The sequence below is a fragment of the Stenotrophomonas sp. S4 genome (genome assembly GCF_054187805.2).
Map to the genome: position 1 here is coordinate 2,260,783 of NZ_CM196188.1, position 21,811 is coordinate 2,282,593.

At 67.2% G+C, this 21,811-nt stretch carries 20 protein-coding genes; all 20 read right to left on the reverse strand.

Annotated features, from left to right (window positions below; translation table 11 throughout):
- Positions 1–3: 3 nt before the first annotated feature.
- Positions 4–1,650 carry a flagellar basal-body MS-ring/collar protein FliF gene (fliF, locus tag ACUZUJ_RS10565; RefSeq protein WP_049442745.1) on the reverse strand — a complete coding sequence of 549 codons (1,647 nt, stop codon included), beginning with the start codon at positions 1,648–1,650 and terminating at the stop codon, positions 4–6.
- A 13-nt stretch (positions 1,651–1,663) separates the two neighbouring features.
- Positions 1,664–2,029: a flagellar hook-basal body complex protein FliE gene (gene fliE, locus ACUZUJ_RS10570; protein WP_014037113.1), complete on the reverse strand. Its 366-nt coding sequence runs from the start codon at positions 2,027–2,029 to the stop codon at positions 1,664–1,666.
- A 451-nt stretch (positions 2,030–2,480) separates the two neighbouring features.
- Complete coding sequence (locus ACUZUJ_RS10575) at positions 2,481–2,897, reverse strand: hypothetical protein (protein WP_458220840.1); 417 nt, start codon at positions 2,895–2,897, stop codon at positions 2,481–2,483.
- A gap of 184 nt (positions 2,898–3,081) precedes the next feature.
- Positions 3,082–4,584, reverse strand: a complete 1,503-nt coding sequence (locus ACUZUJ_RS10580) for a sigma-54 dependent transcriptional regulator (protein WP_049442743.1) — start codon at positions 4,582–4,584, stop codon at positions 3,082–3,084.
- Complete coding sequence (locus ACUZUJ_RS10585) at positions 4,581–4,958, reverse strand: response regulator (protein ID WP_010485922.1); 378 nt, start codon at positions 4,956–4,958, stop codon at positions 4,581–4,583. The genes ACUZUJ_RS10580 and ACUZUJ_RS10585 overlap by 4 nt, the downstream gene beginning before the upstream one ends.
- 14 nt (positions 4,959–4,972) lie before the next feature.
- Positions 4,973–6,382: an RNA polymerase factor sigma-54 gene (gene rpoN / locus ACUZUJ_RS10590; protein ID WP_458220841.1), complete on the reverse strand. Its 1,410-nt coding sequence runs from the start codon at positions 6,380–6,382 to the stop codon at positions 4,973–4,975.
- A gap of 323 nt (positions 6,383–6,705) precedes the next feature.
- On the reverse strand, positions 6,706–7,338 hold the full coding sequence (locus ACUZUJ_RS10595) for a response regulator (protein WP_458220843.1): 633 nt from the start codon (positions 7,336–7,338) through the stop codon (positions 6,706–6,708).
- 92 nt (positions 7,339–7,430) lie between these two features.
- Positions 7,431–8,009, reverse strand: a complete 579-nt coding sequence (locus ACUZUJ_RS10600) for a PilZ domain-containing protein (RefSeq protein ID WP_075674531.1) — start codon at positions 8,007–8,009, stop codon at positions 7,431–7,433.
- Positions 8,006–8,299 (reverse strand): hypothetical protein, encoded by a 294-nt coding sequence (locus tag ACUZUJ_RS10605; protein ID WP_010485909.1) that lies wholly within the window; start codon positions 8,297–8,299, stop codon positions 8,006–8,008. The genes ACUZUJ_RS10600 and ACUZUJ_RS10605 overlap by 4 nt, the downstream gene beginning before the upstream one ends.
- Complete coding sequence (fliS, locus tag ACUZUJ_RS10610) at positions 8,296–8,712, reverse strand: flagellar export chaperone FliS (RefSeq protein ID WP_005416447.1); 417 nt, start codon at positions 8,710–8,712, stop codon at positions 8,296–8,298. The genes ACUZUJ_RS10605 and fliS overlap by 4 nt, the downstream gene beginning before the upstream one ends.
- Positions 8,713–8,840: 128 nt before the next feature.
- Positions 8,841–10,259, reverse strand: coding sequence for a flagellar filament capping protein FliD (gene fliD, locus ACUZUJ_RS10615; protein ID WP_075674530.1), 1,419 nt, complete (start codon positions 10,257–10,259; stop codon positions 8,841–8,843).
- Between the two features lie 441 nt (positions 10,260–10,700).
- Positions 10,701–11,879 (reverse strand): flagellin, encoded by a 1,179-nt coding sequence (locus ACUZUJ_RS10620; protein WP_075674529.1) that lies wholly within the window; start codon positions 11,877–11,879, stop codon positions 10,701–10,703.
- Between the two features lie 86 nt (positions 11,880–11,965).
- On the reverse strand, positions 11,966–13,156 hold the full coding sequence (locus tag ACUZUJ_RS10625; protein ID WP_510468083.1) for a flagellin: 1,191 nt from the start codon (positions 13,154–13,156) through the stop codon (positions 11,966–11,968).
- 72 nt (positions 13,157–13,228) lie between these two features.
- Positions 13,229–14,449 (reverse strand): flagellin, encoded by a 1,221-nt coding sequence (locus ACUZUJ_RS10630; RefSeq protein WP_014037121.1) that lies wholly within the window; start codon positions 14,447–14,449, stop codon positions 13,229–13,231.
- A 424-nt stretch (positions 14,450–14,873) separates the two neighbouring features.
- A complete protein-coding gene (gene flgL / locus ACUZUJ_RS10635; RefSeq protein WP_049442736.1) occupies positions 14,874–16,076 on the reverse strand; it encodes a flagellar hook-associated protein FlgL in 1,203 nt (400 codons plus the stop codon).
- Entirely contained in the window at positions 16,073–17,953 is a 1,881-nt protein-coding gene (gene flgK, locus ACUZUJ_RS10640) for a flagellar hook-associated protein FlgK (RefSeq protein ID WP_458219964.1), read from the reverse strand. Before flgK ends, flgL begins: the two co-directional genes overlap by 4 nt.
- Positions 17,954–17,961: 8 nt before the next feature.
- Positions 17,962–19,161 carry a flagellar assembly peptidoglycan hydrolase FlgJ gene (gene flgJ, locus ACUZUJ_RS10645; protein ID WP_458219965.1) on the reverse strand — a complete coding sequence of 400 codons (1,200 nt, stop codon included), beginning with the start codon at positions 19,159–19,161 and terminating at the stop codon, positions 17,962–17,964.
- A 1-nt stretch (position 19,162) separates the two neighbouring features.
- Entirely contained in the window at positions 19,163–20,299 is a 1,137-nt protein-coding gene (locus ACUZUJ_RS10650) for a flagellar basal body P-ring protein FlgI (protein WP_101765415.1), read from the reverse strand.
- 2 nt (positions 20,300–20,301) lie between these two features.
- A complete protein-coding gene (gene flgH / locus ACUZUJ_RS10655) occupies positions 20,302–20,994 on the reverse strand; it encodes a flagellar basal body L-ring protein FlgH (RefSeq protein ID WP_049442732.1) in 693 nt (230 codons plus the stop codon).
- Between the two features lie 22 nt (positions 20,995–21,016).
- The gene (gene flgG, locus ACUZUJ_RS10660; protein ID WP_005416457.1) at positions 21,017–21,802 is read right to left on the reverse strand and encodes a flagellar basal-body rod protein FlgG; all 786 of its coding nucleotides are present in this window, start codon (positions 21,800–21,802) and stop codon (positions 21,017–21,019) included.
- Positions 21,803–21,811 lie beyond the last annotated feature (9 nt).

The window sequence follows — 21,811 nt, forward strand, 5'->3', positions numbered from 1 at the left end:
GCCTCAGTCATTGGCCACCCAACCCTTGACCACCTGGGCCACGCGCTTGGAGTCGGTCTTCACGGCTTCACGCGCCATCCGCAGTCGTTCCTCATATGAATCCACCGGCAGGGCCAGCGCATCCGGCCCGCCCAGGCTGGCCCGGTCGGCGCCCAGCGCCGGCAGCGGCATGCCATCGTCATCGACCAGCTGCACGTCCGCCGTATGCGGCTCGAGTGCCTGTTCGTCGTTCTTCTTGCTCTGGCCGGTGATCGCGCGCAGCGCCGGGCGCAGCACGCCGAACAGCAGCGCCAGCACCACCACCGCGCCAAGCAGCATGCGGCCGGCATCGTGCACCCACGGCAGCTCCCACCAGGCCGGGCCTTCGACCGGCGTGGTGTCACGCACGAACGGGGCGTTCATCACCGACACGGTGTCGCCACGCTCGGCGTTGAAGCCGACGGCCTGCTTGACCAGCGCCTCGACGCGGGTCAGTTCGGCGGCCGACAGCGGCTGCGGTGCGACCTTGCCGTTGGCACCGGCGCGCGGCACGTTGTCCACCAGCACCGCCACCGACACGCGTTTGATGCGGCCGGCCGGCTGGCGGGTGTGCTGCAGGGTGCGGTCCAGCTCGTAGTTGCGGGTCGCGTTCTTGCTGCTTTCGGTCGGGGTCTGCGCGGTGGCCGGTGCGGCCTGCTGGCCCGGCGGGCTGTTGCTGGTCGCACCCGGCACGCCCTGCGGGCCCGGCGTGCTGGTGGTGTTCTCGCTCATCTGCTCGCTGCGCAGCTTCTGCGGTTCACCGTTGTAGAGCTCGCGGGCTTCCTCGGTCACCGAGAAATCCATGTCCACGCTCACTTCCGGGTTGACCCGGCCGGGGCCGGTCATCGGTTCCAGCAGTTCGCGGATGCGCTGGTTGAACGAGGTTTCCTGGCGGCGCACCTGCTCGAACTGGGCCGCGTTGACCGCAGCCTCGCTGTTCGGGTCGGTGATGCTGAGCATGCGCCCGCTCTGGTCGACCACGGTCACCCGTTCCGGCGCGAGGTCCGGAATGCTGGCGGCGACCATGTGCACGATGGCATCGACCTGGCTGCGTTCCAGCTGCTGGCCGCCACGCAGTTCCAGGGTGACCGAGGCGCTGGCTACGTCACGCTGGCGGGTGAACGCGCTGGGCTTGGGAATGGCCAGGTGCACGCGCGAATCGCGCACCGGGCGCAGCGTATTGATGGTGCGCGACAGCTCGGTTTCCAGCGCATGCTGGTAGCGCGCGCTTTCCACGAACTGGCTGACGCCGAAGCCCGGGTCGCGTTCCATCAGCTCGAAGCCGAGCTTGCCGCTGTCGGTCAGGCCGGAGCCGGCCAGCTTCAGGCGGGCGTCGTGCAGGTTCTTTTCCGGCACGGTGATGCCACCGGTGGCCGGGTCGAGCGCGAACGGAATCTGCGCGGCGCGCAGCAGGTCGGTCGCTTCAGCGGTCGCCTTCTGGTCCAGGCCGGTGTACAGCGGGACCATGCCCGGCTTCTGCGACCAGAAGAACACGGACAGGCCTGCCGCCACCGCCACTGCGATCATCGCCATCAGGCCCAGCCGACGGGTGATCTGCAGACTCTGCAGGCGGTCGAACCATTGCCCGGCCTTCTCGGCGTTCAGGCTGTCCTTGGAGAGCGTCAGTGCCATGCGTCAACGTTCCTTACAGCGGCATATTCATCACGTCCTGGTAAGCCTGGACGAGACGGTTGCGGACTTCCACGGTGGCGCGGAAGGCGATCTGGGACTGCTGCGAGGCGACCATCACCTTGGCCAGGTCGGCGCTGGGGTCGCCCATTTCGAAGGCCTTGGCGAGGGCGCCGGATTTCTGTTGCGCGTCGTTGACGCCGGCAATCGCACCACGCAGGGTTTCGGTGAAGCTGGCCGGCTGCACCTGCGGCGCATCCAGCACCGTGCCCGGCAGGGCATTGCTGCGCGGCGTTTCGCCCAGCGGGTTGAGCGCCGGCTGTCCCATCTGGGTCTGATAGGAGCGGATCTGCGAAAGGATCGAAGTGACGGAGTGGGACATCTGCAACGGTTCCAGAAACAGGGGATGGGGTTGTCTGCTGGAGCAGGTGCAAGTGCCGTGCCGAAACCGGTTTTCGATTCAGTGAAGTGAGGGTGGGGGTGTGCGCTGGCAGGGCGGCGCCCTGCACCCGCCGAGGCCACGTCAACGTCAACGTCAAAAGCAGGCTCTCCGTGGGTTGGCGGGGTGGGTCCGGTTGCGGGGGGCGCCGTGAATACGTCCCTGTAGGCTCGGTCGCGCCATCCATGGCGCTCACGCCCCCGCAACCGGACCCACCCCGCCTTCGACAGTTGGCCGCGATCTGTTGGAACCTGCTGCTGCTGATGATGGTGATGGTGATGGTGATGGTGATGGTGGGTGCCGACCGTTGGTCGGCACGGGGTCGGATCCCGTTGCTGTGCAACGGGCTCTGACCCCGTTGAAGGCGCCATTTATCCGGCGTCGGTTTTCTGGCCTACGGCTGCAGGGTCCAGCGGCCGGAATTCTGGCGCTGGCGCGGTGCGATGGGGCCGTCGTGCTGGGTGTAGATGAAGTGGCCCTGGCGGTCGCCCAGGCAGGTCAGCAGCAGGGTGTAGCGGGCGGGGCCGGCCGGGTGGGCCTCGGTCATCTGGATTTCCCCGATATGCGGGGCCAGGCGCTGGTAGCGGTAGCTGCCGCCGATGCGGAGATCAGTGCCGAGGATGTCCAGCACGTACTGGTTGCCGGCAAAGCTGACCTGCACCATGCGGCCCGCGTTGGGATTGTCCGGCGCGTACAGCGGGTCGCTGAGGTTGGTGAACTGGCGCTGGTCCAGCGTGGTGGGCAGGGTGCAGGTGGCAGCGGTGGCAAAGCCGGGGTAGAGCAGGGCGACGAACAGGGTGAGGCGATGCATGGTGGAACCTCCATGGGTGTCCTTGCCATGCTCCGCAGTGCGATTCCGTTGTCTCTAGGAAAACGTGCAAATGCAGTGGGGTCAGATCCCTTTCCGCAGGAAAGGGATCTGACCCCGGGCGCCACAAACACCAACGCCCGGGCAAGCCCAGGCGTTCGTGCCCCCTTCATGCTGGCAACGCGGTTCAGCCGGCCAGTTCGGCCTGCTCGCGTTCGATGCCGTACTTGCGCAGCTTTTCCACCAGGGTGGTGCGGCGCAGGCCAAGCAGCTGGGCGGCATGGGCGACCACGCCCTGGGTGCGCTCCAGTGCTTCGTTGATCAGGCCCAGTTCGATGTTGGCCATGTGGTTGCGCAGGTCCAGGCCGTCGTCGGGCAGTGCCGCCGGGGCTGCAGCGCGATTGACTGCGATGCCGTGCTCCAGCGCTGGCTGGCCGCCGCTGCCCGGGGTGTGGAACGAGAAGCTGCGCAGGTCCAGGCGTTCTTCGCTGGCGACTGGAGCCGCCGGCGCCGGTGCCGGGACGGCCAGCGCGGCATCGCCACGATAGCGCGCCGGCAGGTCCTGCACGCGCACCGAACCACCCGGATGCAGCACCGCCAGGCGCTCGACCAGGTTGGTCAGCTCGCGCACGTTGCCCGGCCATTCGTAGCCGGCCAGGGCCTGCAACGCTTCCGGGGTGAAGCGCACTTCGCCACGGCCGGTACGGGCCAGCTGTGCGGCGATGGTTTCCACCAGCGCCGGCAGGTCCTCGCGGCGCTCGCGCAGCGCGGGCACGTCGATCGGGAACACGTTGAGGCGGTAGAACAGGTCCTCGCGGAACTTGCCTTCGGCGATGCGGGTTTCCAGGTCGCGGTGGGTCGCTGCCACGACGCGCACGTTGCAGCGGATGGTCTGGTTGCCGCCGACGCGCTCGAAACTGCGCTCCTGCAGCACGCGCAGCAGCTTCACCTGCATCGGCAGGCTCATGTCGCCGATTTCGTCGAGCAGCAGGGTGCCGCCTTCGGCCATTTCGAAACGACCCTTGCGCGCGGTCAGCGCACCGGTGAAGGCGCCCTTTTCGTGGCCGAACAGTTCGCTTTCCAGCAGGTCGGCCGGAATGGCGCCGCAGTTGATCGCCACGAACGGGCCATCGCGGCGCGGCGAGCGCTGGTGGATCGCGCGCGACACCACTTCCTTGCCGGTACCGGATTCGCCCAGCACCAGCACGGTGGTGTCGAACGCGGCCACCTGTTCGATCATGGTGCGCAGCTCGGTCACTGCCGGGCCGTTGCCGGTCGGTCCCTGGTCCTGCGCGGCGCCGGCCTGGTGTTCGGCGTCCAGGCGCTTGAGGCTGGCGCGGCGCAGCAGGGCTTCCATCTGCGCGTGGCGCAGCGGCGTTTCCAGCGGCCAGATGTTGGCTTCGTGCAGCCCGTGCTGCTGGGCAAACGCTGCGGCATCACCATCGGCCAGCAGCACCGGCGGCGGCAGGCTGCTGCCGCCCAGCCAGTTGTACAGCGCCGTGCTGGCAGCGGTGTCGTCCAGGCTGCCGACGATCACGGCCATCCAGTCGTTCTGGCGCTGGCGGCCCAGGTCGAAGTCGGCCGCGTCGGAAACCCAGCGCGGGTTGAAGTCCATGAATTCCAGCAGGGCAACGGTGCGCTCAGCGCGCACGGCGTCGTTGTCCAGCACCAGGATGCGCGATTCGCTCACGATCGATCCTCCCTGAGGCCTTCCAGGATCGGCATGACTTCCTGGATGTAGGACAGCTTGCTGACAAAATTGTCGGCGCCGGCACGCAGCGCGTGTTCGCGGTGTTCGGCGTCGTCGAAGTGGCTGGCGATCACGATGTACGGTGCATCGTCCTGCGACTTGATCAGGCGGGTGGCCTGCAGGCCGCCCATTTCCGGCATCGCTAGGTCCATCAGCACCACCTGCGGGCGCAGCGTTTCCGAGCGTTCGATCGCTTCCAGGCCGTTGCCGGCGCTGCCGACGATCTGCAGCCAGTCGATCTTGCGGAAATGGCGCATCGCCGCGTTGATGAAGCCCTCGTGGTCATCGACCAGCAGGACCGTGAGCTTGTTCATGTCCAACATCCTTTTCAGCCCACCCGGGCCAGCTGGGGTTGCCTGGCGCTGAGCCGGCGCCGTTCGCGGGCCGGGGCGATATCCAGTTGTTCTCGGTATTTTGCGACGGTTCGGCGTGCAATGTTCACCCCCTGGCGTGACAGCAGGCCGGCAATGGCCTCGTCGGCCAGCGGGCGGCCGGCCGGTTCGGCGTCGATCAGGCGGCGGACCATGGCCTTCACCGCCTGGCCGGAGACGCTGGCGCCTTCCAGGCGCACGGCGAAGAAGTGCTTCAGTTCGAAGGTGCCGCGAGGGGTCTGCAGGAACTTGCCGGTGGTGATGCGCGAGACGGTGGACTCGTGCATGCCGATTTCTTCGGCCACTTCCTTCAGGGTCAGCGGGGCCATGGCCTCTTCGCCACGGACCAGGAAGGCGGCCTGCCGCTCGACGATCACCCGCGCGGTGCGCAGCAGGGTGTCGTAGCGCATCGACAGGCCGCGGCTGAACCAGCGCGCTTCCTGCAGCATCTCGCGCAGCGCCGGGGCGGCTTCGCTGGTTTCGGCCAGGGCCTGTTCGTACTGGCTGTTGATCGAGACGCGGCGGCTGGTGGCCGGGTTCAGGGCGACCTTCCATTGCCCATCGGCGTGCCAGGCGACCACGTCCGGCACCACCACGGCGTTGCGTTCGGGCAGCAGGCTGTCGCCGGGGCGCGGCTGCAGCGAGAGGATCAGGCGCACCGCCTCGCGCACGTCGTCGATCTCGGCGTCGTGCTGGCGGGCGAGGGCGGGGTAGTCGTGGGCGGCCAACGCATCGAGCGCGCCATCCAGGATGCGGGCCGCCAGGTGGCGGGCCGGCACCACGCCCTGCAGGCTGCGCAGCTGGGCCTGCAGGCCTTCGCGCAGGTCCTGCGCGGCCATGCCGGCCGGCTCGCCATGCAGCAGCTGCTGGCGGATGGCTTCCACGCCGTCGGCGGTGATGTCGAACTGGGCGCTGGCGAGAAGCTGCAGCTGGTCCAGCGGTGCCTGCAGGTAGCCGGCTTCATCGCAGTGGTCCAGCCAGAATGCAGCCACCGCCAGCTGGCGGTCGTCCATGTCCAGCGACAGGCGCTGCAGCACGCGCAGCTGCGGGTCGGTCGACTCGCCGGCGGCGATGCGCGCCATGCGGTCGTCGTCACCGTCCTGCCAGTTGGCACCCGCCACGTCCCACATCGACGACTCGGGCAGTTCGTCGAAGGCGGCGGTGTCGAGGGTGGTGGCACTCGCTTCAGTGGCCTCGGCCGCGGGCGCTTCGGCCTCTTCGATCTCCAGCAGCGGGTTGGAGTCCAGCAGGCGCTGGATTTCCTGTTCCAGGTGCAGGCCATCGAGCTGCAGCAGCCGGATCGACTGCAGCAGCTGCGGGGTGAGGTGAAGTTGTTGGCCCAGCTGGGTCGAGAGTGCAGCCTTCATCGTGGTTCCCTGGCACCGCTCCCCGGCGCCTTGTGGAACGCATCTTGCTTTTGATCCGGCGGGGGCGGAATCGGGGGGTTCCTGAGGGCTTTCGTAGATATCCCGACAGGATGTAGGGGTTTTCCCCACATTTGCGCGGGATGTTGACGAAGGCCGCCGCCAAGTCATTGATTCGTGGTGCCGAACCGGCCGTGTTCGCGGTGCGTCGTGCACGGATTCCTGTCAGGGCCTGTCAGGGTGACGGGAATTCGTCGCCGGTGCAGTGCCGGGCAGGGGTCAGATCCCTTTCCACAGGAAAGGGATCTGACCCCACCAGCAGGCAATCATTCCAGCTCGTGCTGGTGGCGTGCGGCCAGCAGCAACAGATCATTGGCGCGCCGGCAACCCAGCGACTCCATCATGCGTGCGCGGTGGGTCTCCACCGTCTTGACGCTGATGCCGAGATCGGCGGCGATTTCCTTGTTGCTTTCGCCCTTGCCGATGCGGCGCAGGATCTCGCGCTGGCGCGGCGACAGCGCGGCGATGCCGGTGGGCTTCTCGCGGCCCAGCATGGGCGCCAGCATCTTGGCCGAGATCTGCGGGCTCAGGAACACCTGGCCGGCGTGCGCAGCACGCAGTGCCAGTTCCAGCTCCTGCGGTGCTGCATCCTTGACCACGAAACCGACCGCGCCGCGATCCAGTGCATCGCGCACGTGCGCGGCTTCGTCGTGCATGGTCATCATCACCACCCGGGTGCCGGGTGCGCGCAGGCGGATATCGCTGAGTGCTTCCAGGCCGGTGCGGCCGGGCAGCGAGAGATCCATCAGCACCACGTCCGGTGCGTGCTGCAGGGCCAGCTGCAGGGCCTGCTCGGCGTTGCTGGCCTCGGCGACGAGCTGCACGTCGGCAAACCCCTGCAGCAGCCGCGCCAGGCCGGCGCGGACGAGGGTGTGATCGTCGACGATGAGAACTCGCACAGGCACGCAACGGATCCGTGTAGGGGAGTCCACCTTAACTTAGCTGAACGGGCGCGCCAAGGGTCGGCCGTGCAGTGCCAGGGTGGCGGGTTTCAACGTGCGCGGCGCGCCTCGGCCACCTGGCGGCGGTGCAGGCGGAACAGGTGCCGCTCCATCGCCATCTCCAGGCCGTCGCCCAGGCGCTGGAAGCGCAGCCAGAGGAAATGGCCGCCACTGCCGTCGGCCGCCTCGGCGATGACTTCCACCGGCAGGTCGATGTGGTCGGGCAGCCAGTCGCTGGGCTGCAGGCGCACCACGCCGGCCTGGCCGGGGGTGGCACCACTGCGCGGGCCCAGCTGAAGGCGGATGCCACGCCGCGACCAGCGCACCGGGCGCAGGGTCAGCTCCTGGCCCTGCTGGCGCACCAGCCGGCCGAGCAGCACCATCGCCAGGTCCAGCTTGGCTTCCAGACGCTGCAGCTGCAGGCTGGCTTCGTTGCGTTCGTCATGCTCGTCGACGCGGCTGTCCTCGACCAGCGCCAGGCTGCGCAGCAGGCCTTCGGCGCTGCTGGTGCGGCCGGCCGCGCTGCCCGCCTGGAATTCGACGGGCAGGGCCAGTTCGCAGCTGAGCGTCTCGTCGAACAGCTCGCTTTCGGCCGGGTGGTGCAGCGAGGTGGTCGGCAGCGAGGTCATGCCAGCGATTCTGCCTGCAGGTAGGCATGCGCCGCGCGAAGGGAGCGCTGGCCGTCGTTCATCAGTGCGGCCACGGCATCACGGCGCTGGCGCAGCAGGCCGAGCAGATTCTGCTGGCGCTCGAACAGGGCCGTCAGCGGAGCGTGGTCGGCGGCGGTCAGCGGCTGGCTGAGCAGGGCGTGCAGGGTGCTGTCGTGGCCGTCGAGCAGGCTGTCGGCCTGGTCGAGGGATTCTTCGCCCAAGGCCTTCTCGAAGGCATCCAGCTGCGCATGCAGTTCGTGCAGGCTCATGGCGCCACCGCGGCCGGGCGGCGCTGTTCGTGCGGGATCGCATTCCAGGCGCTGTCGATCTCGCCCAGCAGCTGCAGCGATTCATCCAGCGCGGCACGGTCGTTGTGCAGGTTGGCCTCGGTCAGTCGCTGCAGCACGTAGTCATAGAGCGCCGACAGGTTTCCGGCGATCTCGCCACCGGCCTCATGGTCCAGCGAGCCGTTGAGGTGGCCGACGATCGCGCAGACTTCGCCGATCGCCTTGCCCTTGCCGGCCTGGTCGCCACGCTCGAGGCTGGCCAGGGCGCGCCGCACGCGCTCCAGCGCACCAGCCAGCAGCATCGCCACCAGCTTGTGCGGATCGGCATCGGCGACCGCACTGGTCACTCCCACCTGGCGGTATTGCTCGGCATATTGACGGCTGGAACCGTACATTCGTGATTCTCCTTGCGCGGGGTGCCGTCGGGTGATCGTGGGGATCGGTTCCGACGGCGCGGCGATGATTGCTGTTGCGTCCGTTATCGGTGCGTTGCACGGCAAACTTGAGTGCCGCGCACGCATCGTCAGCGGTTCAACTGTGCCAGCTGCTGCTGCAGCGCGGTATTGCTCTGCTGCAACTTGCCCATCAGGCTGTCCAGCGCCAGGAACTGTTTCTTGTAACGCTCTTCCACGCTCTTCATGCGCGTGTCGAGATCCTTGCGGCGCTTGTCGATGTTGTCCAGCGTGGTGTTCAGGCCCTTGGTGCGGGCGACGAACGCGCCCTCCTTGCCGACCGTGGTGCTGACGTAGCCGTCGACCATCGTGTACAGCGTGCCTGCACCGCCGGTATCGCCGGTGATGGCCGAGCGGATCTTTTCGGGCTGGCTGGCCAGTGCTGCGGCAAACTTGGTGGTGTCCAGCACCAGGGTGCCGTCGGCGTTGGGATAGCCGCGCGTCTGCAGGCCCAGCACCTTCGGGTCCAGGCCATCGGCGGAAAGCGCCTTCAACACCCCCGACATCACCGAGCGCAACTGGCTGGAGGCGCCACGCATCTGCGCGTCGCCGGTCAGCGTGGCGGCTTCCTTGGTCTTGGCGTCGTACTTGGTTTCGGTATTGATCGCTGCGATCGCCGCGTTGTAGGCGGTCACGAACTCCTGCATGACCTTGGTCGCGGCGGCGGTGTCGGTGCTGATCACCACCGTGCTCTTGCCGGGAATCTTGAGGTTCAGGGTCAGGCCCGGCACCGCGTCCGCCACGGTGTTGCTCGCACTGACAACCGTCACGCCGTCGATGGTCAGCTCGGCATCGGCCGCCGGGGTGTTCTGCTTGAGACTGCCGACCAGTGCACCCAGCTTCGGGTCGCTGCCGCTGTACTCCAGCTTGATCGCATTGGCGGCGCCGGTCTTTTCCTGGGCGATCGACAGGTACTGGTTGTCGCCGGAGCTGATCAGCGTGGCCTGCACGCCGTCCTTGCGGCCGGCGGCGTCGATCTTGTTGCGGATGGTGGTCAGCGTATCGCCGTCCTCCACCGCCACGTTCATGGTCTTGGCCTTGTCACCAACGCCAACGGTCAGCGTCAACGTTCCGGCGCCGAAGGTGTCGGTCTTGGGGAACGAGGTGTCGGCAATCAGCTTGTGCGCCGTGGCGAGGGATTTCACCTCCACCAGGTGGGTGCCGTTGGAGGCCGCTGCCTTGGTCGTGCCGACGTCGTACAGCGCCACCGATGCGGTCAGCACGTCGTCGGCGTTGGTCGGGCCGGCCTTGCCGGTGGCGGTCACGGTACGGGTATCGAAGGCGGTGGTGGCCTTCAGTGCGGTCAATGCCGTCTTGAGCTTGTCGAACGCCGCAGTGACGGTGCCGATCGACGACAGCTGCATCTTGGCCTTGGACTGCTGCAGGTTCAGCGCATTGTCGGCGGGCTTGCGGTCAGCTGCGACCAGCTGGTTGACGATGCTGGAAATATCCAGTCCCGAGCCGATGCCACCGTATCCAAAGTCTGCCACGTCGTTTCTCCTGGTATCCGGGCCTGGCCGCCGTGCGGTGGCCCGTCGTCAACGAAAATAGCGGCCTGCGCCGCTGGGTCTTGAGGACTTCGTTGATGCATGTGCCGTGCCAATGGCCTGGCGCGGTTTCTGGCACGCGGGTTGCAGGAGGGTTGGGGCAGGGTGCGGGTAGGTTCACCGCGGGCTGCCGGGAGTCTGCAAAAAGCCCTCCCCCAATGCAGGGGAGGGATCAGGCTACTGACAATCGGGGGGAGACGAAGCCGCCCGGTACGTACAGTCAAAGGTACAGCGCTGAAAGAGAGGTCCGCAGGAGCGGGCGATGCCAAGCCGGTTCGGGAGTGATCCCGGGCCGGGCATGGCCCGCGCCTTCGTGCATCGTGGCTTCCCGGTTGCCGCTACCGTCGGTTCGACCCGACGGTAGCGGCGCCTTCTTGCCGTGGATCAGCGCAGCAGGCTGAGCACGCCCTGCGGCACCTGGTTTGCCTGGGCCAGCATGGCCGTACCGGCCTGCTGCAGGATCTGGGTGCGGGTCAGTTCGGCGGTTTCCTTGGCGAAGTCGGTGTCCTTGATGCGGCTGCGCGATGCCGACAGGTTTTCCGACGAGGTCTGCAGGTTGGCCACGACCGAGGTGAAGCGGTTCTGGATCGCACCGAGGTCGGCGCGGGTGCTGTTGATCGCACCCAGGGCCTTGTCGACCACTTCCAGCGCCTGCTGGGCGCCGAGCACGGTGCTCACGTCCAGCTTCTGCACGTTGGCCGAGGTATCGGTGCCGGCGGTGTAGGCGCCCGCAGCCGCCGCGGTGCCCCAGGTCTTGGCGGTCGCGTCGTAGTCGCTGCGCATCAGGGCGATATCGGCAGCGGCGACAGCCTTGCCTTCCTTCACCGAGCTCAGCTTCAGGGTGCCGTCGGAATTGGCTTCGGCGTAGATGCCGGCCTCGCCGATCTTGGCGTTGATGGCGGTAGCGACGGCCTTGGAGGCATCGGCCGTGGTGGCGCCGGCCTTCACTTCAACCGTGCCGATATCCACGCCCATCACTGTGCCGGAGAAGCGGGCGCCGTCGGTGCTGGCAGCCAGGGCGGCAGTTGCGCCGGTGGCGAAGGTCGAGGTGCCCAGCGAGCCGGCCTTGGCATCGATGGTCTTGTCGATGGCGATGGCCTGGCCGGCGTTGGCACCGACCTGGAACAGCTGGCTGGAGAAGGTGCCGTCCAGCAGCTTGGTGCCGTTGAAGTCCGACTGCTTGGCGACGCGGTCGATTTCCGAGACCAGCTGGGTCACTTCGGCCTGCAGTGCCTTGCGGTCGCTGGCCGAGTTGGTGGCGTTGGAGGCCTGCACCGACAGCTCGCGGACGCGCTGCAGGTTGTTGCCGATTTCGGTCAGCGAGCCTTCGGCGACCTGGGCCAGCGAGATGCCGTCGTTGGCATTGCGGATGGCGACGTCGGTACCGCGGATCTGCGTGCCGAAGCGCTCGGAGATCGCCAGGCCGGCGGCGTCGTCCTTGGCGCTGTTGATGCGCGAACCGGAGGACAGGCGCTGGATAGTGGTAGCCAGCGAGCTGCCGCTGGTGCTCAGGTTGCGCTGAGCATTCAGGGACATCGTATTGGTGTTGATGACTTGTGCCATGGTGCTTTTCCTTTGGCGAAGGTGGAACGTGTTTCAGGATCCGGGCGCCGCGCCATGCGGCGCCCGGAGGTCGATCAGCGAGCGGATCAGCGCAGCAGGCTGAGCACGCCCTGCGGCACCTGGTTGGCCTGGGCCAGCATGGCCGTACCGGCCTGCTGCAGGATCTGGGTGCGGGTCAGTTCGGCGGTTTCCTTGGCGAAATCGGTGTCCTTGATGCGGCTGCGCGAAGCCGACAGGTTTTCCGACGAGGTCTGCAGGTTCGCCACGACCGAGGTGAAGCGGTTCTGGATCGCACCGAGGTCGGCGCGGGTGCTGTTGATCGCACCCAGGGCCTTGTCGACGATTTCCATCGCCTGCTGGGCGCCCTTCACGGTGCTGACGTCCAGATTGCTGGCGTACTTCGCAGCCGGGGCCGCAGCAGCGGTGGTGGCGGTGAAGGTCGGCGCGGTGGCGCCGGTCCAGGTGCCCGGGGTCGCGGTGATGGCCTTGAACGAGCCGTCGGCATTGGTGCTGTCCTTGACCGAGGTCAGGGTCACGCCGGTGGTGCCGTTCACTTCAGCGTAGACGCCGGTCTCGCCGATCTTGGCGTTGATCGCGGTCACCAGTGCTTCACGCGAGGCCTTGCCGGTGGCAGCGGCGTCGGCGCCCTGCTTGACCGAGACGTCGGCAATGGCAACGCCATTGATCTGCAGGCCGCTGGTGCTGAAGTCAGCGTTGGTGCCCGGGTCGGCCAGGGCCAGCGAGTTGGTGTCGAACTTGGCGCCGCCCAGGGCATTGGCCTTGGCATCGATGGTCTTGTCGATGGCGATGGCCTGGCCGGCGTTGGCACCGACCTGGAACAGCTGGCTGGAGAACGAACCGTCCAGCAGCTTGGTGCCGTTGAAGTCCGACTGCTTGGCGACGCGGTCGATTTCCGAGACCAGCTGGGTCACTTCGGCCTGCAGTGCCTTGCGGTCGCTGGCCGAGTTGGTGGCGTTGGAGGCCTGCACCGACAGCTCGCGGACGCGCTGCAGATTGTTGCCGATTTCGGTCAGCGAACCTTCGGCGACCTGGGCCAGCGAGATGCCGTCGTTGGCATTGCGGATGGCGACGTCGGTACCGCGGATCTGCGTGCCGAAGCGCTCGGAGATCGCCAGACCGGCGGCGTCGTCCTTGGCGCTGTTGATGCGCGAACCGGAGGACAGGCGCTGGATGGTGGTAGCCAGCGAGCTGCCGCTGGTGCTCAGGTTACGCTGAGCATTCAACGACATCGTATTGGTGTTGATGACTTGTGCCATGAGGAGAGGTCCTTGAGCGGTTGCACGTGAGTTGGGTTAGACGCCCCCGACGTGCCCCGGGGGCGGCTCATGTCAGCGCTGCAACAGGCTGAGCACGTTCTGCGGTACCTGGTTGGCCTGGGCCAGCATGGCCGTACCGGCCTGCTGCAGGATCTGGGTGCGGGTCAGTTCGGCGGTTTCCTTGGCGAAGTCGGTATCGCGGATGCGGCTGCGCGATGCGGACAGGTTCTCCGAGGAGGTCTGCAGGTTGGCCACCACCGAGGTGAAGCGGTTCTGGATCGCGCCGAGGTCGGCGCGGACGCTGTTGACCGATTCCAGGGCCTTGTCGACGATCGACATCGCCTTCTGTGCGCCTTCGGCGGTGGTGACGTTCAGGTCCTTGACGAAGCTGGCTGCTGCACCGGTCAGCGTGCCGCCGTTGGTGCTGGTCTCGGTCAGGCCCAGGCCGGCGATGGTTGCGGCGGTGGCACCGGCCGGCGGGGTCGCCGCGCTGACGCCCAGGGCGAAGGTCTGGCCATCCTTGACCGAAGCCAGACTGACGACACCGGCATTGACCGAGGCAACCACGCCGGTTTCACCCAGCTTGTTGTTGATCGCTGCAGCGGTGGCCGAGGTGATCGACTCGCCGGCCTTCACCGTGAAGTCGCTGATGGTGACCGTGGTGGCGGTGCCGCCCGGCGGGGTTACCGAGACCTGCAGGCCGGAGTAGGTGGTGTCGGCGGTGGCCTTGTCGGCCGCTGCCAGGCTGGTGCCGGTGTAGCCGTTGGCGAAGGTGGCCGCGCCCAGCGAATCCGCCTTGGCGTTGACCACGCTGTTGATGGCGATGGCCTGGCCGGCGTTGGCGCCGACCTGGAACAGCTGGCTGGTGAAGCTGCCGTCCAGCAGCTTGGTGCCGTTGAAGTCGGCCTGCTTGGCGACGCGGTCGATCTCGCTGACCAGCTGGGTCACTTCAGCCTGCAGGGCCTTGCGGTCGCTGGCCGAGTTGGTGGCGTTGGACGCCTGCACACCCAGTTCGCGGATGCGCTGCAGGTTGTTGCCGACTTCATTCAGCGAACCCTCGGCGACCTGGGCCAGCGAGATGCCGTCGTTGGCGTTGCGGATGGCCACGTCCAGACCACGGATCTGGGTGGTGAAGCGCTCGCTGATGGCCAGGCCGGCCGCGTCGTCCTTCGCGCTGTTGATGCGCAGGCCGGACGAGAGGCGCTGGATGGTGGTAGCGAGCGAGCTGCCGCTGGTGCTCAGGTTGCGCTGAGCGTTGAGCGACATCGTATTGGTGTTGATTACCTGTGCCATGGGGTCGTCTCCTCTTATATGGAACCCGTTGGTGAATGAAACGAAGCGCCGCCTGTTTTTTTGTGTGGCTGTGTGCTTCGCTGTTGCCAAATGAATAACGGCGCTTTGTCAACAACCTTTAGCCGTGAATTCCGCTGGAGCCAGAATTTGTTGCCGGAAGCTGTTTTTCCGGGGTTTTCCGCCCGGTTGCCAGGGTGGAAGCGGCCCCGGAAGGGGCGGTCGGGCGGGGCCTGACCAGCGCTGATGAAGGTATCGGCGGGGTGCGGCCGGGCTTGAAGGGCAATCACGGAAATTCGGCCGGAGACGGCCAGATGGCGCCGGCGCAAGGGCATGCACGGCGTGCGCAGCGGTAGCGGAATCCGCAAACGGAAAAAGGCCGCGATGCAGGGCATCGCGGCCTTTCAGGGGTGACGCAGGAGAAGCGTCAGCGCAGCTTGTTGAACAGCGACATCGACTGCATCTGCGAGAAGATCGTCTGCGCCGCCTGCAGCGCGGTGCTCTGCAGCTGGTACTGGCTCAGTGCATCGGCGTAATCCAGGTCACGCATCTGCGACAGCGTGGTCTTCAGGGTCACGCCATTGGCCTCACGCATGTCGGCCGCGTTGTCCAGCGCCTTCAACTGTGCACCGCCTGCGGCACGCGAATCGATCATCCGCTCGGACGCGCGTGCCACGTCGCGCAATGCACTCTGCAGCTGGTTCTGCTGCGCGGTCATCTGCGCGGTGGTGCCGGTGTCGGCGCCCAGCGCTGCCACCAGGTTGTCCATGGTGGCGAAGATGTCGCGGCTGCTGGCGGCCTGTACGTTGAAACTGTCGCCCGCCGCCGGTGCGCCCGTGATGCGCAGGCGCACACCGTTCACTTCCAGATCGTCGCCAGCCTTGTAGGTACCGGTGCCGGTCACGTTGCCCGCACCGTCCACCACCTCGTACTGGTTGCCGGTGGTGAAGCGGACGCTGAAGCCCTGGCCGTTCCAGCTGTCGCTGCCATCGCGGGTGACGTTGGTCAGCACGCCGTTGCCGGTGTTGCCGGCCGCGGCGCTGCCGTCAACGAAGCCATCGCCGGTGGGAATGCGCATGAAGATCTCGCTGCCGGGCAGGGCATCGCGCACGTAGGTATCGGGGCCGACTTCGATCTGGCGCTGGGTCTGGTCGCCGCGGTAGACCACCTTGCCGTTGATCTTGGCAAACGGCGGGTCGCCGTCGTTGGTACCACCGAACACGTAGCGACCGGTGCCATCGTCGGCGTTGGCCAGCGACAGCAGGCCATCACGGATCTGGTTGACTTCGGTGATCAGCGTTTTCTTGTCGGCCGCGCTCAGCGCTGGATTGCTGGCCTGGATGGTCAGATCGTTGACGCGTGCCATCAGGTCGTTGACCTGCGCAAGGGTGTTTTCCTGCACGCCCAGGCGGTTCTGCACGTTGCCGGCGTTGAGCTTCATGCGGTCCAGTGCGGCCAGGCTGCGGTCAAGGCCGACCGCAGTGCCGGCGGCAACCGGATCGTCCTTGGCGCTGACGATCTTGCTGCCGGTGGCGATCTGCTGCTCCAGGTGGCTGAGCTTGGCCTGCTTGGCCATCATCAGCGACACGGACTGGTTGAACATCATGCTGGTGGAGATACGGCTGCTCATCGGCGGACGGCTCCCAGGATGGTCTGGAACATGCTGTCGGCGGTGGAGATCAGCTGCGAGGCGGCCTGGTAGGCCTGCTGCAGGCGCAGCATGTCGGCGGCTTCCTCGTCCAGGTTGACGCCGGAGATTTCATCGCGGGCTTCCTGCGCCTTGTCATTGATCACCAGCTGCGCGTCGAGCGAGTACTCGGCCGAGCGTGCGGCGGCGCCGACCTGGGTGGTCAGGCCACCCAGCGCACCGTTCAGTGTCACCGTTCCGGCGTTGAACGCCTTCGCGCTTTCCACCTTGGCCAGCTTGGAGGCGTTGCTGTTGTCCGACGAACCGGCCGGGGTCGGGGTGATGTTGAAGGTATCGCCCACCTTCGGTGCACCGTCCAGCACGAAGCTCCAGCCGCTGGCACTGATGGTCTGGCCGGGCGTGTAGGTCTGCGGCGGGCCACCGTCGATGGTGTAGGTGGTGGCCGAGGTGAACACGATCGCCGACGGATTGCGCAGATTGGCGTTGGTCGAATCGGTGACGGTGACGCCGCTCAGCTTGCCGGTACCGGTATTGGCGGTGGCGGCCGCGCCCTTCACCGCTGCAGCGGCGGCGATGCGCGACGGATCGGTGATCGCCACTTCCATGCTGCCGGCCACGCCAGCGGTCGGCTGCAGCAGGAAGCGGTCATTTGCAGCCGGCGTGCCGCCGACGACCAGCTTGACGCCGTTGATCAGCAGCGGATCGGCGGCGGTGCCGGTTCCGGTCAGCGGAATGCTGGCGCCGGTGTCGGCGCGGCTGGCCTTCCAGTTGGTGCCATCGAACTGCAGCACCACGTTCTGCGCATCCAGCTTGCCCAGGTCGCCGTAGGTCGCGCTGAGGCTGGCGGTGCCGGTATTGCTGTTGTTGCCGGTGACGCGCGGGTTGCCGATGTTGAAGAAGTCCCCGCCCATCTGGCCATACAGGTCGACGCCCTGGTGGTGCGCCTGGTTGAAGGTTTCGGCCAGGCCCACCGCCAGCTTGCCCAGTTCGGCCTGGGCAGGGGTCAGCACGGTGTCGCGGAACTCCAGCAGGCCACCGATCTGGCCGCCAACCGCCTTCGGGTCGAGGCGGATGGTGTTGCCCTGGGTCTCCAGCGCCAGCTGCAGGCGCTCGGGCTGGTACGGGTCGGCCACGGTGGTGACCTTGGTCGCCGTGGTACCCACCACCAGCGCGTTGCCGCCGGCGGTGTAGACATTCATGATGCCGCCGTCCTGGATCACCGCCGTGCCACCGGTGTAGCCGATCAGCTGGGTGATCAGCTGGTCGCGGCGGTCGAGCAGGTCGGGTGCGGCAGAGGCGATGTTGGTGCCGATGGCGCCGTTGATCTGCGCGATTTCCTGCGCCAGGCGGTTGACCTCGGTGGCACCGGCCAGCAGGCCGTTGTTGACCTCGCTGTTGAGGTTGTTCAGGTGGGTGTTGAGCTGCACGAAGCGGTTGGCCAACGCCTTGCCGCCGTCGAGCATGCTCTGGCGGTCGGCGGTGCCGGCCGCGTTGGACGACAGGCCGCTGACCGAATCGAAGAAGTTCGACCAGACGCCGGCCACATTGGTGGCCGGGTCGGAAACCAGCGCATTGACGCGGTCGGCCATGCCCGAAAGCTGCTTCAGGCGCGCCAGTTCACCGCTGCTGTCGAGCAGGCGCGAGATCGCCAGCTGGTCGGCCGTGCGGCGGATGTCGGTGATGCGGGTGCCGTTGCCGACCGTGCCATAGCCGTAGTTCTGTGGATCGGCGGTGGCGAAGTTGACCTTCTGCCGGCTGTAGCCGGGCGTATTGAGGTTGGCCACGTTGTGGCTGGTGGTCGCCAACGCACGCTGGAAGGCGAGCAGGGCACCGGTACCGGTGGAAAGTACGCTGGACATGGTGTTCCTCAACGACGAGTGATACCCAGCGCCGCGGTCGCGGTGCTGGCGAAGGTCTGGCCAAGGCGCGAGCCGGCGTCGGCCACGGCGGCCACGGCGCGCTCGATGGTCGGGCCACCGGCGATCGCGGCGATCTTGGCGGCGTAGCGCGGATCGGTGGCATAGCCGGCGCGCTGCAGGCCACGGGCGAAGCCCTGCACATCGGTGCCGGCCTGCAGGGCCTGCTGGTAGCGCGGGCTGGTCTTCAGCAGGCGCACGTAGTCGGCGAAGCTTTCGGCCGGCGAGCTGTAGGCGCGGAAGCTGGCGGTTTCGTTGCGGCGCACGCCATCCACGTATTCGTGGGTGCCGGCTTCAACGCGCTGGCCATTCCAGCCAGTGGCCTTGATGCCGAACAGGTTGTGCGAGGTGCTGCCGTCGGACTGGCGGATGTGGCGCTTGCCCCAACCGGTTTCCAATGCGGCCTGGGCGACCAGCGCACGGGCATCCACGCCCAGTTCCCTGGCCGCGCTCTGCGCGTGCTGCCAGATGCTGGCGACGAAACCTTCCGGGGTGTGCGCGCCCAGCTGGGCGACGGCGGTCCGGGTGGCCATCGCATCGGCCGGGCTCATGGCCGTGCCGCGATTGCTGGCCGTCGCCGACCACTGGTCGTTGTTGGCGGACCAGTCCTCGCCCTGCAGGCCGCCGATGTACGGATCCTCGGTGCCCAGCGAGCGGTGCAGGGTGCTGCTTTCGCGACCGGCGATCAGGTCCAGTGCCTGTTCCATCGGTGCCAGCGCAGCCTGTGCACCGTGCTGTGCGCCGGCCGCCATCTGCTGCAGCATGCGCACGGCCTGGCTGCCATCTTCCAGCGGCAGCGACGGTGCCGGCTTGTCCGGTGCGTTGAGCTGGTAGGCGCGGCTGGCCTTGGCCGGGTCCACGCGGGTATCCAGCGCCGGGCCTTCGGCGGCCTGGCCGGACAGCTGGCGGGTGATCATGCCGGACAGGCCCAACCCCTTGCCGCGGGTCATCGCCTCGGCGATCTTCTGGTCGTACATGTCGCGGAACATCTTGTTCTCGCCGGGAAACAGCGAGTCGCCGAAGCTGGCATCGCGCATGCTCTTGACCAGCATCTGTGCGAACTGGCCTTCCAGCTGGCGCGCGACCTTGTCGATCTTGGCCGGGTCGTTCTGCTGCGCCGGGTGCAGGTCGAATGCGGGATTGATGCGCATGTCAGATCACCTCGAGCTCGGCACTCAATGCGCCGGCCTGCTTCAGGGCTTCCAGGATCGCGATCAGGTCGCCCGGTGCCGCGCCCACGGCATTCACCGCGTGCACGATCTCGTCCAGGGTGGTGCCGCCGCTGAACTTGAACATGCGGCTGCCGTCGTTGGTGGCGGTGATGGTCGACTGCGGGCTGGCCACGGTGCGGCCGCCGGACAGGGCATTGGGCTGGCTGACGTTGGTGTTTTCCTGGATCGTCACTGTCAGCGAGCCGTGCGCGATCGCCGCCGGGCCGACCCGCACCTGCTGGCCGATGACCACGGTGCCGGTACGCGAATTGACCACCACCTTGGCCGGGGCGCTGCCCGGGGTCAGCTCCAGGTTCTCGATGCGCGCCAGCAGGCCGATGCGCGCGCCCGGATCGGTCGGCGCAGTCACGGCCACGGTCACGCCGTCAACCGCACGCGCAGCCCCTTCGCCGAACGCGTTGTTGAGCGCGGCGACCATGCGCGAGACCGTGGTGAAGTCGTTGTTGTGCAGGTTCAGGGTGATGTCGCCGCCATTGGCGAGCGGATCGGGCAGGGCACGTTCAACGGTGGCGCCATTGGGAATGCGGCCGACGCTGGGCACGTTCACCGAGACGCGCGAGCCATCCTTGCCCTGCGCACCAAAGCCACCGACGATCAGGTTGCCCTGCGCGATGGCATAGATCTGGCCGTCGGCGCCGCGCAGCGGGGCCATCAGCAGCGAACCGCCACGCAGGGACACCGCGTTGCCGATCGAGGACACGGTGATGTCGATCGGCTGGCCCGGCTTGGCGAACGGCGGCAGCTCGGCATGGATCGCGACAGCCGCCACGTTCTTCAGCTGCGGATTGACGTTCGCCGGCACGTTCACGCCCAGCTCGCCGAGCAGGTTCTTCAGGCTCTGCACGGTGAAGGGTGCCTGGCTGGTGCGGTCGCCGCTGCCGTCCAGGCCGACCACCAGGCCGTAGCCCACCAGGGCATTGCCACGCACGCCGCCGACCTGGGCCAGGTCCTTGATGCGCTCGGCGCTGGCCGGTGCTGCCACGGCCAGCAGCATCAGCGCGAGGAACGATGCCACGCGGCGCTGCCAGGAAGAAGAAAGGAGGATTTTCATGGCCATACTCAGAACGGCGTCAGGCCGGAGTTGAAGAAGCGGCTCAGCCAGCCCATCGCGTTGGACTGCGCGACCGGGCCGCGGCCGCCGTAGACGATGCGGGCTTCGGCCACGCGGCTGGAAGGAATGGTGTTGTCCTGGCTGATGTCACCCGGGCGCACGATGCCCTGCACCTGCACCAGTTCATCGCCCTGGTTCAGCCGCAGGTTCTTCTGCCCCTGTACCACCAGGTTGCCGTTGGGCAGGCGCTGGATCACCGTGACCGTGACGCTGCCCTGCAGGCGGTTGCTCTGCGCGCTGTTGCCCTTGCCGGTGAAGTCACGCTTGCCCGCCGCCGTGGCACTGAGGATGTCCTTGCCGCCCAGGGTGACCGGTGCGCCGAGGATGGACGGGGTGCCCAGACTCAGGTTGGATTCCTTGTTGGTGGCGGTGTTGGCACTGGTCTGCGCGGTGGTGTTTTCCAGCAGGGTGATGGTCAGCAGGTCGCCGACATCGCGTGCGCGGCGGTCCGAGTACAGCTGCAGGGTCGGGCCGGCGGCGTAGATCGCACCGGCGGTCGGCGCGGCCTGCGGCGGCATGATCGGCTGGATCGGCGCCATCGCCGCGTAGGGGCGCACGTCGCCGGCGATCACGCAGCCACCGAGCAGGGCGACCACGGTGCAGGCGAGGGCAGTGCGGAGGAGTCTGGAAAGGGGCGACATGGCGGTTTCCCGGTTGGGCCGGTCAGATCTTGTTGTTGAGGTAGCCGAGCATGGAGTCGGTGGTGGAGATCGCCTTGGCATTCATTTCGTAGGCGCGCTGTGTTTCGATCATCGACACCAGCTCTTCGACCACATTGACGTTGCTGCCTTCCAGCGCGCCCTGCACCACGGTGCCGAGGCCGTTCAGGCCGGGGTTGCCGTTCTGTGCCGGGCCCGATGCCGTGGTTTCCAGGAACAGGTTCTCGCCGCGTGCCTGCAGGCCGGCCGGATTGACGAAGTCGGTCAGGGTCAGCGCGCCCACTTCCACCGAGGCGGCGTTGTCAGCCATCTTCACGCTGATGGTGCCGTCGCTGCCGATGGTCACCGACTGCGCGCCCTCGGGAATCTGGATGCCCGGCTGCACCGGGTAGCCGCTGTTGGTGACCAGCTCGCTGTCCTGGTTGATCTTGAACGAGCCATCTCGGGTATAGGCCGAGCTGCCATCGGGCATCTGCACTTCGAAGAAGCCGCGGCCGTTGACCATCACGTCCAGCGCGCGGCCGGTCTGCTGCTGGCCACCCTGTTCGAAATTCTTGGCGGTGGCGACCACGCGCACACCGGTACCCAGCTGCAGGCCGGTCGGCAGCTGGGTCTGCGCCGACGAAGAGCCGCCGGGCTGGCGTACCTGCTGGTACAGCAGGTCCTCGAAGCTGGCACGGTCCTGCTTGAAGCCGGTGGTGTTGGTGTTGGCGAGGTTGTTGGAAACCACCGACATGCGCATCTGCTGCGCATCCAGTCCGGTTTTCGCGATCCACAATGCCTGGTTCATCTTCGGTGT

Bases quoted from the DNA above. Each gene is read 5' to 3' on its own strand.
- fliF (WP_049442745.1), bottom strand. From the start codon at position 1,650: ATGGCACTGACGCTCTCCAAGGACAGCCTGAACGCCGAGAAGGCCGGG.
- fliE (WP_014037113.1), bottom strand. From the start codon at position 2,029: ATGTCCCACTCCGTCACTTCGATCCTTTCGCAGATCCGCTCCTATCAG.
- ACUZUJ_RS10575 (WP_458220840.1), bottom strand. From the start codon at position 2,897: ATGCATCGCCTCACCCTGTTCGTCGCCCTGCTCTACCCCGGCTTTGCC.
- ACUZUJ_RS10585 (WP_010485922.1), bottom strand. From the start codon at position 4,958: ATGAACAAGCTCACGGTCCTGCTGGTCGATGACCACGAGGGCTTCATC.
- rpoN (WP_458220841.1), bottom strand. From the start codon at position 6,382: ATGAAGGCTGCACTCTCGACCCAGCTGGGCCAACAACTTCACCTCACC.
- ACUZUJ_RS10600 (WP_075674531.1), bottom strand. From the start codon at position 8,009: ATGACCTCGCTGCCGACCACCTCGCTGCACCACCCGGCCGAAAGCGAG.
- ACUZUJ_RS10605 (WP_010485909.1), bottom strand. From the start codon at position 8,299: ATGAGCCTGCACGAACTGCATGCGCAGCTGGATGCCTTCGAGAAGGCC.
- fliS (WP_005416447.1), bottom strand. From the start codon at position 8,712: ATGTACGGTTCCAGCCGTCAATATGCCGAGCAATACCGCCAGGTGGGA.
- ACUZUJ_RS10620 (WP_075674529.1), bottom strand. From the start codon at position 11,879: ATGGCACAAGTCATCAACACCAATACGATGTCCCTGAATGCTCAGCGC.
- ACUZUJ_RS10625 (WP_510468083.1), bottom strand. From the start codon at position 13,156: ATGGCACAAGTCATCAACACCAATACGATGTCGTTGAATGCTCAGCGT.
- ACUZUJ_RS10630 (WP_014037121.1), bottom strand. From the start codon at position 14,449: ATGGCACAGGTAATCAACACCAATACGATGTCGCTCAACGCTCAGCGC.
- flgL (WP_049442736.1), bottom strand. From the start codon at position 16,076: ATGAGCAGCCGTATCTCCACCAGCATGATGTTCAACCAGTCCGTGTCG.
- flgK (WP_458219964.1), bottom strand. From the start codon at position 17,953: ATGTCCAGCGTACTTTCCACCGGTACCGGTGCCCTGCTCGCCTTCCAG.
- flgJ (WP_458219965.1), bottom strand. From the start codon at position 19,161: ATGCGCATCAATCCCGCATTCGACCTGCACCCGGCGCAGCAGAACGAC.
- ACUZUJ_RS10650 (WP_101765415.1), bottom strand. From the start codon at position 20,299: ATGGCCATGAAAATCCTCCTTTCTTCTTCCTGGCAGCGCCGCGTGGCA.
- flgH (WP_049442732.1), bottom strand. From the start codon at position 20,994: ATGTCGCCCCTTTCCAGACTCCTCCGCACTGCCCTCGCCTGCACCGTG.
- flgG (WP_005416457.1), bottom strand. From the start codon at position 21,802: ATGAACCAGGCATTGTGGATCGCGAAAACCGGACTGGATGCGCAGCAG.